Genomic DNA, 12740 nt, shown 5'->3' on the forward strand with positions numbered 1-12740 from the left:
TGCGATGACAGAGGGGGAGGCCGTCCGGGCACCAGCGCCGTGGTGCCCCGCAGAGGTCGAAACGACCAGGAGGCCCCCGCAGATGACCACCAACCGCATCTCCTTGACCGAGCTGGAACGCGGTACCCCGTTCGAGCAGCGGCACATCGGTCCCGGTCCGGAGGACCAGGCCAAGATGCTCGCGCAGGTCGGGTTCGGATCGCTGGACGAGCTCACCGCGGCCGCCGTACCGGATGTGATCAAGAGCGCGGAGGCGCTGGGGCTGCCCCAGGGCCGTACCGAGGCCGAGGTGCTGGCCGAGCTGCGGGCGCTGGCGGACCGTAACCAGGTGCTCGCCCCGATGATCGGCCTCGGCTACCACGGCACGTTCACCCCGCCGGTGATCCTGCGCAACGTGATGGAGAACCCCGCCTGGTACACGGCCTACACCCCCTACCAGCCGGAGATCTCGCAGGGCCGCCTGGAGGCGCTGCTCAACTTCCAGACCATGGTCGCCGACCTGACCGGGCTGCCGACCTCCGGCGCCTCGCTGCTGGACGAGGGCACGGCCGCCGCCGAGGCGATGGCTCTCGCGCGACGGGTGGGCAAGGTCAAGGAGGGCGTCTTCCTGGTCGACGCCGACTGCCTGCCGCAGACCATCGCCGTGATCGAGACCCGCGCCGAGCCGACCGGCGTCGAGGTCGTGGTGGCCGACCTGTCCGACGGCATACCGGCGGAGGTGGCCGAGCGCGGTGTCTTCGGCGTGCTGCTCCAGTACCCCGGCGCGTCCGGTGCCGTACGCGACCCCCGCGCGGTGATCGAGCGGGCGCACGAGCTGGGCGCGATCGTCACCGTCGCCGCCGATCTGCTGGCGCTGACCCTGCTGACCTCGCCGGGTGAGCTGGGCGCGGACATCGCCGTGGGCACCACCCAGCGGTTCGGCGTGCCGATGGGCTTCGGCGGCCCGCACGCCGGTTTCATGGCCGTACGGGAGAAGTTCGCCCGCAGCCTGCCCGGCCGCCTGGTGGGCGTCTCGGTGGACGCGGACGGCAACAAGGCGTACCGCCTCGCCCTCCAGACGCGCGAGCAGCACATCCGCCGGGAGAAGGCCACCAGCAACATCTGCACCGCACAGGTGCTGCTCGCGGTGATGGCGGGCATGTACGCCGTCTACCACGGCCCCGACGGGCTCGCCGCCATCGCGCGCCGTACCCACCGCTACGCCGCCATCCTGGCCGAGGGCCTGCGGGCCGGCGGCGTCGAGGTGGTGCACGGCGCGTACTTCGACACGCTGACCGTACGGGTGCCGGGCCGGGCCGCCGAGGTGGTCGCCGCGGCCCGCGAGGCCGGCGTCAACCTCCGCCTGGTCGACGCGGACCTGGTGGGCGTCGCCTGCGACGAGACCACCGGGCGCGCTCAGGTGCACGCGGTGTGGAGCGCCTTCGGCGTCCGGGCCGACATCGAGCGGCTCGACGCGGCCGTGGCCGACGCGCTGCCGCAGGAGCTGCTGCGCGGCGACGCGTACCTGACGCACCCGGTCTTCCACCAGCACCGCTCCGAGACCGCCATGCTGCGCTACCTGCGCCGCCTGTCGGACAAGGACTACGCACTGGACCGGGGCATGATCCCGCTCGGCTCCTGCACCATGAAGCTGAACGCGACGACCGAGATGGAGCCGGTCACCTGGCCCGAGTTCGGGCAGCTGCACCCGTTCGCGCCGGTCGAGCAGGCGCAGGGCTACCTCACCCTGATCGCGGAGCTGGAGGAGCGGCTGGCCACGGTCACCGGCTACGACAAGGTCTCCATCCAGCCGAACGCCGGCTCGCAGGGCGAACTGGCCGGGCTGCTGGCCGTACGGGCCTACCACCGCGCCAACGGTGACGAGCAGCGCACCGTCTGCCTCATCCCCTCCTCGGCGCACGGCACCAACGCCGCCAGCGCCGTGATGGCCGGCATGAAGGTCGTCGTCGTCAAGACCGGCGCGGACGGCGAGGTGGACGCGGACGACCTGCACGCCAAGATCGAGCAGTACCGTGACCAGCTCGCGGTGCTGATGGTCACCTACCCGTCCACGCACGGCGTGTTCGAGGAGCACATCACCCAGATCTGCGCGGCGGTGCACGACGCGGGCGGCCAGGTGTACGTGGACGGCGCCAACCTGAACGCGCTGGTCGGGCTCGCCGAGCCGGGCAAGTTCGGCGGTGACGTCTCGCACCTGAACCTGCACAAGACCTTCTGCATCCCGCACGGCGGCGGCGGTCCCGGCGTCGGCCCGGTCGGCGTCCGCGCCCACCTGGCGCCGTACCTGCCCAACCACCCGCTGCAGCCCACCGCGGGCCCGGAGACGGGCGTCGGCCCCATCTCCGCGGCGCCGTGGGGCTCCGCCGGCATCCTGCCCATCTCCTGGGCGTACGTCCGGCTGATGGGCGGCGCGGGCCTCAAGCGCGCCACCCAGGTCGCGGTGCTCGGCGCCAACTACATCGCCAAGCGCCTGGAGCCGCACTACCCCGTGCTCTACACCGGCCCCGGCGGCCTGGTCGCGCACGAGTGCATCATCGACGTACGGCCGCTGACCAAGGCGACCGGCGTGAGCATCGACGACGTCGCCAAGCGCCTGATCGACTACGGCTTCCACGCGCCGACGATGTCGTTCCCGGTGGCCGGCACGCTGATGATCGAGCCGACCGAGAGCGAGAACCTTGCCGAGCTGGACCGCTTCTGCGACGCGATGATCGCGATCCGCGCGGAGATCGAGAAGGTCGGTTCGGGGGAGTGGGACAAGGACGACAACCCGCTGCGCAACGCCCCGCACACCGCGGCGGCGCTGAGCGGCGAGTGGCCGCACCCGTACACCCGCGAGGAGGCGGTCTTCCCGGCCGGTGTCGAGGCGGCGGAGAAGTACTGGCCGCCGGTGCGCCGTATCGACGGTGCGTTCGGTGACCGCAACCTTGTCTGCTCCTGCCCGCCGCTGGAGGAGTACGACGGCTGATCCGCCGGTGCGCGCCGCTCGCGGCGGCGCGGCATGCGAAGGGCCCTCGGCGTGGACGCCGGGGGCCCTGTTGTCCGTTGTGCTGAATTGTGCGGTTCCCTGTGCCGTGTTGTGCGGTCGACCGCGGCGGCGCTGCCCGAAAGGATCAGGCGGCGGTGGCCACGTTCGGTGTGCCCAGCACCCGGTGCGGCGCGATGACCTGGCCGTCCGGCAGCAGTTCACCGGTGTCCTCGAACAGGAGAACACCGTTGCACAGCAGGCTCCAGCCCTGCTCCGGGTGGTGCGCCACCAGGTGGGCGGCCTCCCGGTCGGCGGAGTCTGCGGTCGGACACGGCGGTTGATGCTGGCACATGGATGAGATCTTTCGCTGCGGTGTGGTCTGATTCGTCCTGCGGCTCGACGCGATGCTCATGGCCGCTCCCCCGTTTCAGTAGGTCGATACCAGTGTTGCCCCACGGGACGGATTCCGCAGGGATTTGGCTGCAGCGGCACTCACTAGATAATGACGCATCACCCGTGCGGTCGGTTCATTTCAAGTACGGGATGTTGCCGGGGCGTTGGGAGCCGTCGGTCACGTACTCCGCGTGGGTGAGCGCAGCGGAGCGCCCCGCGTCCGGAAAGGGCGCGGGGCGCGATCCTGTGGAACGGTGTGCTTCTGTGCGCGGTTGCGGTGGTGTGTCTTCGGCCGCTCGCCGCGGAGAACCCCCTGTCCGTGGAGCCTCAGGCCGGTGACCCCAGCAGTGGTACCGGGGCCAGGCGCAGGGTCAGCCGGGGCAGCAGGTCCGCCACGCGGTGCGGCCGGTGCGCCGCGATGCCGGGCGGGGCCGGCGCCAGCGGTACGAGGACGTCGCCCGGCGCGGGCGCGCCCTCGGCGGCGTCGGCGCCGACGTCATGGTGCAACCACAAAGTGAGCATGTACAGCTCCGGCACGGACAGCAGCCGGGGCTGGTACGGAGTCGGTGCGGACTCCGCCTGACGCAGTGCCCGTTCGGTCGATGTGACGTAGGGGCCCTCGCAGAAATGCGAGAACGCCCAGCCGTCCGCGGTGAGCATCGCCTCCGCGGTCGCCACGGCGCGTTCGCCGTCGCGGATCAGGAAGCGCCAGCCGGCCAGCCGGGTACGGGGCGGCCCGGCGGGGTGGCTGACATCGTCCAACACGTGGACGGGCAGCGGGAGTTCGGGGGTGAGCGGGCCCTGGTGGGCACGGAGGGCGGGGGTGCGGGCCTCACGCACGGCGGTGGGGGAACCGAGGGCGGCGAGGACGCTGCGGAGGGCGGGCGCGGGGGCAGGGGGAACATGCAGCGGCATGGTGGGTCGCCTCTCACTTTTGGGAGACATGGTGGTGCTTGGGCACGTGCGGACGTCGTCGTCAGCGTCGGGGTCAGAGCGCCAGTACATGGCCGATCGGGGACATCGGCCCGGCGGGGTCAGCCGCTTTGCCGCAGCCCCGGTGGAACACCGCGACGCTGGGCGCCAACTCTCTGCCTCGTCAACGGAGTTTATACGACGTGTGTTCACCAAGTGTTTCGGCTAGCGGCATCGGAGATTGTCGGCAAGGCGGAATCCGGACCGGCCCGAGAGGTGTTTTCGGCGGCTTTGTGCGGTGCCCGGCTGGACTGCCTCGTATTTCGCCGTGGACATGGTAGGCCGGATCTGGACGGTCTTTTTCCGGATCTCGCTGCCGTTTACCGCCGCGCGCCGAACCGGTCTCCGAACCGGACGGTATGCCCTCGGAATGTGCCAGCCTTCGTGTCTGGTCGAGCCTATCGGTTCCGGCGCATGTCCGAGGCGTTATCGATCGGATTGCCGGGCATCATCGACCGTACCGCGATCCCCTGGCGCCGCCGGGGGACCGGCGGACCCGGGCGCCGTGGCGGGGCCCGCGAGGCCCGCCGGGCCGGGCCCGTCGTCATGAGGAGGGACGCTTCGATGGGGGAGAAGGTTGCGGCGGGCGGGATCGACCTCACCGACCGGCAACGCTATCGAAGAAAGCTGTGGGAGTGTCTGGCGGGATTGCGGAGACTCCTGGACGAGAAGCGGTTCGACCGTCCCAAGAACCTGATGGGGCTGGAGATCGAATTGAATCTCGCCGGTCCCGACGGGCTGCCGCGGATGATGAACTCGCAGGTCCTGGAGCGCATCGCGAGCCGGGATTTCCAGACCGAACTGGCCCAGTGCAATCTGGAAGTGAATATCCTGCCGCACCGGTTGTCCGGACGGGTCCTCGATCAACTCGCCGAAGAACTCCGCACCGGTCTGGCCTATGCCGACCGCAAGGCGGCCGAGGTGGCCGCCCGCATCGTGATGATCGGCATTCTGCCGACCCTGGCCGCCGAGGACCTGGTCGCCTCCAACCTCTCCGAGATCGACCGTTACGTCCTGCTCAACGACCAGATGCGGGCCGCGCGCGGCGAGGACTTCCAGATCGAACTGGAGGGCGTGGAACGGCTGGAGTCCACCTCGGCCTCCATAGCGCCCGAAGCCGCGTGCACCTCCGTACAACTGCACCTCCAGGTCACCCCGGGCCGCTTCCCCGACGTCTGGAACGCGGCCCAGGCCGTCGCCGCCGTACAGGTAGCAGTCGGCGCCAACTCGCCGTTCGTCTTCGGCCGCGAACTGTGGCGCGAATCCCGCCCCCCGGTCTTCCAGCAGGCCACCGATGTGCGCCCGCCGGAACTGCGGACCCAAGGGGTGCGCCCGCGCACCTGGTTCGGCGAGCGCTGGATCGACGCCCCGTACGACCTGTTCGAGGAGAACCTGCGCTTCTTCCCGCCGCTGCTGCCGATCCACTCGGACGAGGAACCCCTATCCGTACTGGACGAGGGCGGCATCCCCAGCCTGGCGGAACTGGTCCTGCACAACGGCACCGTCTACCGCTGGAACCGCCCGGTGTACGGCGTGGCCGACGGCGTCCCGCACCTCAGGGTCGAGAACCGGGTGCTGCCCGCCGGCCCCACCATCACCGACGTCATCGCCAACACGGCCTTCTACTACGGGCTGGTGCGGACGCTGGCCGAGGAGCAGCGGCCGGTGTGGACCCGCCTGCCGTTCGCCGCCGCGGCCGAGAACTTCGACACCGCGTGCCGCCGGGGCATCGACGCCGTACTGACGTGGCCCCGCCGCCGGGCCGGCGGGCTCGCCGCGATCCCCGCCGTACGCCTGGTACGCCAGGAACTCCTGCCGATGGCCGCCGCCGGCCTGGACGCCTGGGGCGTCGAGCCGGCCGACCGGGACCACTACCTCGGCGTGATCGAGGCCCGCTGCCGGCGCCGCGTCAACGGGGCGTCCTGGCAGGCCGCCGCGTACCACCACGCGCTCGGCCGCGGCCTGGACCGGGGCGCGGCGCTGGCGGCGATGACGCGGCGCTACAGCGAGCTGATGCACTCGGGTGAGCCGGTGCACGCGTGGCCCGTCGAGTGGGCGCCGGGGCCGGCGGCGGCCGGACGGGGCTGAGGGGCGCGACCGCCTCCGGACCAGGCCGGATCCGGCCCCGTACCGCAGCCGTTCCCGTTCCGTCGCGGTGCGCCGCCTTCCGGCGTGTTCCCGCCTGCCGCCGGGGCTCTCCGGGCCGGGCGGCGCCCCCGTGCCGCTCGCCGCCGTCCGCGTCGGGCAAGCTATGACGTTCCAGCGCGGAAGCACCGACCGGCGATCCGCGGTGGTGGGACACCGCGGCGACGGGACACCGCCGTGGTGCGGAACGTCGTGGTGCGGAACTGGAGGCAGCTGTGCAGTCGGACGCGAGTCCCGTGACCGGTACGGAATCCCCGGGCCGGGGGCGGCGGGAGCCGGACGGAGACCGGGCAGACGGCGCGGACGGCGGGCTGTCGCGGCGGCTCCTGCGCAACGAGACACTGCTCGTCCTGGCGCTCTCGCTCGGCGCCAGCGGCGTGTCCGCGCTCATCAGCTTCATCGGGTCGCTGACCAGGCCCGGCGGCCTCAAGGACCAGGCCGCGATGATGAACTCCTCGCAGGCGCCGGGCCGCCCCTGGCTCGATCTGACGTGGCAGCTGTTCGGCATCGCCACCGCGCTCGTCCCCGTGGCGCTGGTGGCGCATCTGCTGCTGCGCGAGCGGGCCGGGGGCCTGCGGGCGGTCGGCCTCGACCGGCGCAGGCCCGGATTCGACCTGAGCCGGGGCGTCTGCGTGGCGGCGGTCATCGGCGGCAGCGGCCTGCTGCTGTACCTCGGCGCGCGGGCGGCCGGCTTCAACCTCACGGTCGTGCCGGAGTCGCTGCCCGGCGTGTGGTGGAAGGTCCCGGTACTGATCGCCTCGGCCGTGCAGAACGCCGTGGTCGAGGAGGTCATCGTCGTCGGTTACCTGCTGCGGCGGCTGGGGCAGCTGGGGTGGACCCCGGTGACGGCGCTGGCGGCGAGCGCGGTGCTGCGCGGCTCGTACCACCTTTACCAGGGCATCGGCGGCCTCGTCGGCAACATGGTGATGGGCGTGGTCTTCGTACTGCTGTACCGGCGCTGGGGACGCGTCGGCCCGCTGGTCGCCGCGCACGCGCTGATCGACACCGTGGCGTTCGTGGGGTACGCGCTGCTGGCGGGGAAGGTGGGGTGGCTGCCAACGGTGTGAGGACACAACGGGCGGTTCCGGGGGCCGGACCGCCCGGTCCGGCCCCCGCCCCCGATCCGCGTCCTGCGATCCCCGCCCCCCGTTGCCCTTCCCCCGTTCTCAGGGCGCGGCGAGGAGCTTCAGGGCGCGGCGAGCAGTTCGCCGTCGATGACGGTGACGGCCGAGCCGGTCAGCAGCGTACGGTCGCCGCGCAGCGTGGTGCGCACGAGACCGGTGCGGTGCGCCGGGCCCTGGTGGCCGACGAGCGTGTCACGGCCCAGCCGGGCGGACCAGAACGGCGCGAGGGCGGTGTGGGCGCTGCCCGTCACCGGGTCCTCCTCGATGCCCACGGCCGGGAAGAAGCCACGGCTGACGAAGTCGTAGCCCCGGTCGGGCGCTTCGGCCGCGGCGGTGGCGATCACACCGCGGCCGCCGGGCGAGGCGAGCGCCTTGAAGTCCGGTGCCAGCGCCCGTACGGACTTCTCGTCGGCCAGTTCGACGAGGAGGTCGCCGAGGTTCGCACCGGTGTCGTACGCGCCGAGGACCTCCGCGCCCAGCGCCTCGGCCACGACGGGCGGCACCTCGACCGGGGTCAGCGGGGCGGTCGGGAAGTCCATGGTGATGGCGCCGCTCTGGTCGGCCGTCGTCGTCAGTACGCCGCTGCGGGTGGCGAAGCGGACCGTGCCGGTGGCGGCACCGGTGGTGTGCAGGACGTGCGCGGTGGCCAAAGTGGCATGGCCGCAGAGGTTCACCTCGGCGGCCGGGGTGAGCCAGCGCAGCGCCCAGTCGGCGTCCCCGCCCGCGGGCAGCGGATGGGCGAAGGCGGTCTCGGAGAGGTTGACCTCGGCGGCCACCTGCTGGAGCCAGGCGGTGTCGGGGAAGCCGCCGGCGCCGAACAGCACGACTCCGGCGGGGTTGCCGCCGAAGGGGCGGTCGGTGAAGGCGTCAACGATGCGGATCCTCATATCGGGGAGTTTAGGAGTGCCGCATCGGCAGCCTGAAAGGCCAATCGCGGAAAAGTGGACTGGTTTTGGACGCGGGTGGGGCGGCCACCGGCGCCGAGCCTGCGGTGGCCGGCCGCCCGCACCGCTCCGCTCAGGGCGCGGTCGGCGGCTCCGCCTCGTACGCCCGGTGCAGCAGCCGAAGGAAGTCCGGTGCTTCCGGTACGGGCGCGGAGCCGATCCGGTGTACGGCCACGCCCGGCGTCCAGGAGTTCATGACCACCGCACCGGCCAGCGCCGGTACGTCGGCGGGCGTGACCTCCTGGACGCGCTGGGGGACGCCCAGCCGCTCCAGCTGCCGCCGGACGATGCCCATCGTGGTGCCGGTCAGCATCTCGGCCGCGGGCCACACCACCGAGGTGCCGTCCCAGAAGGCCAGGTTCCAGATCGTCGCCTCGCTGAGGCGGCCGCGCCGGTCGACGAAGGCGGCGTCGTCGAAGCCCCGGCCGGCGGCCTGGCGGAGGAAGTACTTCTTGGAGACCTCGCCCACGTGCTTCACGGCCGGAAGGGCGCGTTCGTGCTCGACGGTGTCCAGCGCGAGCGGTCCTTCCGGAGCGGACGCGGCCGGGCTCGTACGTACGAGGACGTCGAGCCGCGCATCGGCCCCGGACGCGGCGAACTCGCCCCCGGGCGCGTACACGAAGGCCAGCAGCGACAGATCGGCCGGCCCGGCCTCCACCGCCGCCCGCAGGCAGGCCCGTATCTGCTCGTCCGGCACCGCCCGCCCGAACAGCTCCACCGAAGCGGCCCGCAGCCGCTCCAGGTGGAGGTCGAGGCCCCGGACGCGGCCGCCGCGCACCTGCATGGCGGTGAAGTGCGCGTAGCCCGCGAAGGCGAGCGGCGCCAGGTCGTCGGTGGTCGCGGCCTGGCCATTACGGTGGACGACGAAAGAGGTCATGTCCTCTACTCCAGTGGTACGGAAACGAAAGGGAGGAACAGTAGCGGTCCGGTCGAGTCCGGTCGGCTTCGGCTGACATCCGATGGACCGCGGAATGTTCGCTCCTGAGCACGACGTTAAGGCTTCACATCAATGAGAAGGTCAATCTCGGATGGGACAGGGCACATGCTGATCGGGGAGTTGTCCCGGCGTACCGGAGTCAGCCCGCGCCTGCTGCGGTACTACGAGGAGCAGGGCCTGCTGGAGGCGCGGCGCGGCCCGAACGGCTACCGCTACTACGACGAGGACACGCTCCTGACCGTCCGCCAGGTCCGCGCCCTGCTTGAAGCGGGCCTGACCACCGAGGTGATCCGCGCCGTCCTCCCGTGCGCCCGAGGCGAGCAGCCGGAGTTCGAGATGTGCGTGGACGTACAGGCCATCCTGAACCAGGCGCTGGAGGCGACGGACGAGCGCATCGACGATCTTCAGCGAAGCCGCAGCACGCTGGCGGGGTACCTGGGGCAGGGCTGAGCCGGCGGCGCGCGTCCGCTATGCGGGCGTGGTGCCGGAGACCGGCGGGGAAGGGCTGCCCACGAAGTCCTTCCCCAGGCGCGCCAGCGGGGAAAGCGCCATGCACAACGGGGACAGCGAAAGCCCGACGACGGTCACCAGCAGCGCGGTGCGCAACCCCCACTGGTCGGCCAGCCGCCCGCCCAGCAGCGAACCCAGCGGGGCCAGCCCCATGCCGACGCAGTTGACCGTGGCGACGACCCGGCCCTGTACCGGCACCGGGGTGACGGCCTGCCGTACGGACATCATGGTGACGTTCACCAGCTGACCGCAGGCACCGAAGAGGAAGTTGACGGCCACGAGGACGAGGACCGTGACGGCGGACGGGCCGTGCAGCGCCGGCACACAGAGCAGCACGCCGTCGGCGAGTACCGCCGAGCACATCAGGACGACACCGTAGCCGTACCGCATCGGCAGCCGCGCCGACAGCAGCGACCCCACGACCGCCCCCGGGCCCGTCGCGGCGAGCGCCAGGCCGACGGCAGTGGCCGACAGGTGCAGTCCACGCGGCAGGAAGAGCAGGTAGACGGTCATCATGGCCGCGAAGAAGAACTGGAACGCGGCGGAGGCCAGGCACACGGCCCGCAGCACGGGGTGGCCGAAGACGAGGCGCAGGCCCTCGTGGATCCGGTGCCGGACGCGGGCGGGCCGCCCGGCATGTTCGGGTATCGGCTCCCGGCGGCGGATGCCGCGTATCGACAGGAAGGACAGCGCGAAGAAGAACGCGCAGGCCGCGGCGGCGAAGGGCGCCGGCAGCAGGGACGCCAGCGCCCCGCCGAGTGCCGGCCCGCCGGTCTGCGCCGCGGACCGGCTGCCTTCCAGCGCGCTGTTGCCCCGCGCGAGCTGATCGCGTCTCACCAGACGTACGAGAGAGGTCTGGTACGCCACGTCGAAGAAGACGCTCAGGACGCCGATGAGGAACGCGGCGACGACCAGCGTCGGCATGCCGAGGACACCGAGCAGATACGAGCCGAGGACGACGGCCGGCGCGACGGCCCGGCCCAGGTCGGCCAGCACCATGACATCGCGGGACCGGCGGCGGTCCACCCAGGCGCCGACGAAGAGCGACAGCAGCAGAACCGGCGCCTGCTCCACCGCCCGCAGGACGCCCAGCCCCATGGCGTCGGCGTCGAGTGCCAGCACGGCGATGAGCGGCAGCACCACCTGACTGCTGCGCTCCCCGAACTGGGAGGCGGCCTGACCTGCCCAGAGGCGGCGGAAATCGCGGTCGCGCCACAGGCTCGGCGCGGCCGGGCGTCCGAAGCCGGAGGCGGGTGCGGCTGCCCGTCTCCGCGCACCGGGCATGTCCGCTCCTCAGGATCGTGTGCCCGGGAGGCTAGCCGCCCGCCCCGCGCCGCAGGAAGCGGTTTTCTGCGGGCCGCGTCACGGCCGCAGATCGGCCCGCGCCGCGCCGGTCTCCAGGTCGTACGGGTACGAGACGCGCTGGTGGATCATCTGCCACTCGCCGTCGCGCCGCTGGAACACCCGGGTGCCCCGTGACCAGCTCTCCTCCTTAGACGTTGTTTCAGTTGGTGAGCTTGCGATAGCTGATGAGTGCTGCGGCGATGCCGACGAAGGCGAGGAAGTGCTCGGCCTTGCGCTCGTAACGGCGGTGCAGGCGGCGGCAGCCGGCCAGCCAGGACACGGTTCTCTCAACCACCCAACGGTGACGGCCCAGCCGCTGTGAAGACTCGGCACCCTTACGGGCGATGCGGTGACGGATGCCCCGCTCACGAAGCCATCTTCGCAGGTGAGGGTAGTCGTAGCCCTTGTCGGCGTGCAGCTTGGCCGGCCGTCGGCGGCGAGGCCCGCGGCGGGAACGGATGGGCGGAATGCCACGCACCAGCGGCTGCAGGCCCAGGCTGTCGTGCGTGTTGGCGGCGGAGATGCCCAGCGACAGCGGCAGCCCGTTGCGGTCGGTGATCAGGTGGATTTTCGATCCGCTCTTGCCGCGGTCGGTCGGATTCGGTCCGGTCAACGGCCCCCTTTTGCCGCCCTGAGGCTGACGGAGTCGATCGCACACCGCGACCAGTCCAGCTCACCGCGGGCGCCCAGCTCGTCGAGGAGCACCCGGTGGAGCCTGGCCCAGACACGGCCCCGGCTCCAGTGGGCGAAGCGCCGGTAGACGGTCGGCCAGGCCGGACCGAAGACCGGCGGCAGCTGCCGCCAGGTGCAGCCCGAGGTCGCCACGAAGATGACCGCGGCCAGCACCTCACGGTCCCCGGACCGCCGCCGGCCACCGCCCTGCGGACGCCTGACCTCCGTGGGCGGCACCACCCGCCGGAACAACTCCCACAACTCATCGGGAACCAGCCGTTCCACCAAGCCCACCAGAACCGCTCAACGACTCGCCAGCACCAAAGGAAACGCTGTCTTAGTAGGGCGGGGGCACATCGAACATCACGATGTCGTCGGCACGGTCGGCACGATGTCGTCGGCACGGTCGGCCGTGACCGCCGCCAGGTCACCACGGTGCACCGCGGCCGCCCACCGCTCGATCAGGTCGCGGATCTCCCGGTGTCGTCGCAATCGTCGGTGCCGTTCGAAGAGTTGGTGCCGTTCGAAGCGTCGGTGTTGCCGGTGACGGACATGGTGGGGCCGGGGCCTTTCGTCGGTGCCGGTTCGTATCCATTGACCAGCACCTTTCCCTGAGCGGGAGCGAGGTGCGCCGGGGTCGGGCGGAGCCCGTGGAGCCGGCGCGGTCGACCATTTCCATAGACTATGAATATAAAGAAGCTATGCTTCGGGCATGAGTCGTCAAGACACCG

Annotated in this window: 12 protein-coding genes; 4 read left to right on the top strand and 8 right to left on the bottom strand. The window is 71.7% G+C overall.

The features are described from left to right. The first annotated feature begins 82 nt into the window (after window positions 1-82). Entirely contained in the window at window positions 83-2968 is a 2886-nt protein-coding gene (gcvP, locus tag CP973_RS16645; protein ID WP_150241480.1) for an aminomethyl-transferring glycine dehydrogenase, read from the top strand. A gap of 145 nt (window positions 2969-3113) precedes the next feature. On the opposite strand, the gene CP973_RS16650 is transcribed toward gcvP, so the two are convergent. Both CP973_RS16650 and CP973_RS16655 read right to left on the bottom strand, forming a co-directional pair. Further along, on the bottom strand, window positions 3114-3320 hold the full coding sequence (locus tag CP973_RS16650) for a DUF5999 family protein (protein ID WP_030679809.1): 207 nt from the start codon (window positions 3318-3320) through the stop codon (window positions 3114-3116). 368 nt (window positions 3321-3688) lie between these two features. Further along, window positions 3689-4276: a hypothetical protein gene (locus tag CP973_RS16655; RefSeq protein WP_167538344.1), complete on the bottom strand. Its 588-nt coding sequence runs from the start codon at window positions 4274-4276 to the stop codon at window positions 3689-3691. Window positions 4277-4897: 621 nt separating this feature from the next. On the opposite strand from CP973_RS16655, the gene CP973_RS16660 reads away from it, so the two are divergent. Further along, the gene (locus tag CP973_RS16660; protein ID WP_150241486.1) at window positions 4898-6421 is read left to right on the top strand and encodes a glutamate-cysteine ligase family protein; all 1524 of its coding nucleotides are present in this window, start codon (window positions 4898-4900) and stop codon (window positions 6419-6421) included. 368 nt (window positions 6422-6789) lie between these two features. After that, a complete protein-coding gene (locus tag CP973_RS16665) occupies window positions 6790-7545 on the top strand; it encodes a CPBP family intramembrane glutamic endopeptidase (protein ID WP_150243672.1) in 756 nt (251 codons plus the stop codon). Window positions 7546-7664: 119 nt separating this feature from the next. On the opposite strand, the gene CP973_RS16670 is transcribed toward CP973_RS16665, so the two are convergent. Continuing rightward, a complete protein-coding gene (locus tag CP973_RS16670; protein ID WP_150241488.1) occupies window positions 7665-8489 on the bottom strand; it encodes a PhzF family phenazine biosynthesis protein in 825 nt (274 codons plus the stop codon). 130 nt (window positions 8490-8619) lie between these two features. After that, window positions 8620-9423, bottom strand: coding sequence for an aminotransferase class IV family protein (locus CP973_RS16675; RefSeq protein ID WP_150241490.1), 804 nt, complete (start codon window positions 9421-9423; stop codon window positions 8620-8622). Between the two features lie 165 nt (window positions 9424-9588). Between CP973_RS16675 and CP973_RS16680 the strand changes: the two genes are divergently transcribed. Continuing rightward, window positions 9589-9933 carry a MerR family transcriptional regulator gene (locus tag CP973_RS16680; RefSeq protein ID WP_150241492.1) on the top strand — a complete coding sequence of 115 codons (345 nt, stop codon included), beginning with the start codon at window positions 9589-9591 and terminating at the stop codon, window positions 9931-9933. 18 nt (window positions 9934-9951) lie between these two features. Here CP973_RS16680 and CP973_RS16685 read toward each other — a convergent pair whose 3' ends face one another. From CP973_RS16685 to CP973_RS41410, 4 genes are all read right to left on the bottom strand, one after another. Continuing rightward, window positions 9952-11277 (bottom strand): MFS transporter, encoded by a 1326-nt coding sequence (locus CP973_RS16685; RefSeq protein WP_150241494.1) that lies wholly within the window; start codon window positions 11275-11277, stop codon window positions 9952-9954. Between the two features lie 78 nt (window positions 11278-11355). Next, entirely contained in the window at window positions 11356-11517 is a 162-nt protein-coding gene (locus CP973_RS41405) for a nuclear transport factor 2 family protein (RefSeq protein WP_150243674.1), read from the bottom strand. Beyond that, window positions 11498-12297, bottom strand: a protein-coding gene (locus CP973_RS16695; RefSeq protein ID WP_244409877.1) for an IS5 family transposase whose coding sequence is annotated in 2 segments (ribosomal slippage) — window positions 11498-11956 and window positions 11959-12297 — 798 coding nt in all. Because the reading frame shifts where the segments join, the coding sequence is not laid out codon by codon here. The genes CP973_RS41405 and CP973_RS16695 overlap by 20 nt, the downstream gene beginning before the upstream one ends. A 75-nt stretch (window positions 12298-12372) precedes the next feature. Continuing rightward, window positions 12373-12501 (bottom strand): hypothetical protein, encoded by a 129-nt coding sequence (locus CP973_RS41410; RefSeq protein WP_280119019.1) that lies wholly within the window; start codon window positions 12499-12501, stop codon window positions 12373-12375. Between the last annotated feature and the right edge of the window lie 239 nt (window positions 12502-12740).

The sequence above is a fragment of the Streptomyces albofaciens JCM 4342 genome (assembly GCF_008634025.1).
Lineage (GTDB): Bacteria > Actinomycetota > Actinomycetes > Streptomycetales > Streptomycetaceae > Streptomyces > Streptomyces albofaciens.

Excerpts from the sequence above, each read along its gene's own strand:
- CP973_RS16660 (WP_150241486.1), top strand. The coding sequence starts at position 4,898 with ATGGGGGAGAAGGTTGCGGCGGGCGGGATCGACCTCACCGACCGGCAA.
- gcvP (WP_150241480.1), top strand. The coding sequence starts at position 83 with ATGACCACCAACCGCATCTCCTTGACCGAGCTGGAACGCGGTACCCCG.
- CP973_RS16675 (WP_150241490.1), bottom strand. The coding sequence starts at position 9,423 with ATGACCTCTTTCGTCGTCCACCGTAATGGCCAGGCCGCGACCACCGAC.
- CP973_RS16680 (WP_150241492.1), top strand. The coding sequence starts at position 9,589 with ATGCTGATCGGGGAGTTGTCCCGGCGTACCGGAGTCAGCCCGCGCCTG.
- CP973_RS16655 (WP_167538344.1), bottom strand. The coding sequence starts at position 4,276 with ATGCCGCTGCATGTTCCCCCTGCCCCCGCGCCCGCCCTCCGCAGCGTC.
- CP973_RS16650 (WP_030679809.1), bottom strand. The coding sequence starts at position 3,320 with ATGTGCCAGCATCAACCGCCGTGTCCGACCGCAGACTCCGCCGACCGG.
- CP973_RS16685 (WP_150241494.1), bottom strand. The coding sequence starts at position 11,277 with ATGCCCGGTGCGCGGAGACGGGCAGCCGCACCCGCCTCCGGCTTCGGA.
- CP973_RS16670 (WP_150241488.1), bottom strand. The coding sequence starts at position 8,489 with ATGAGGATCCGCATCGTTGACGCCTTCACCGACCGCCCCTTCGGCGGC.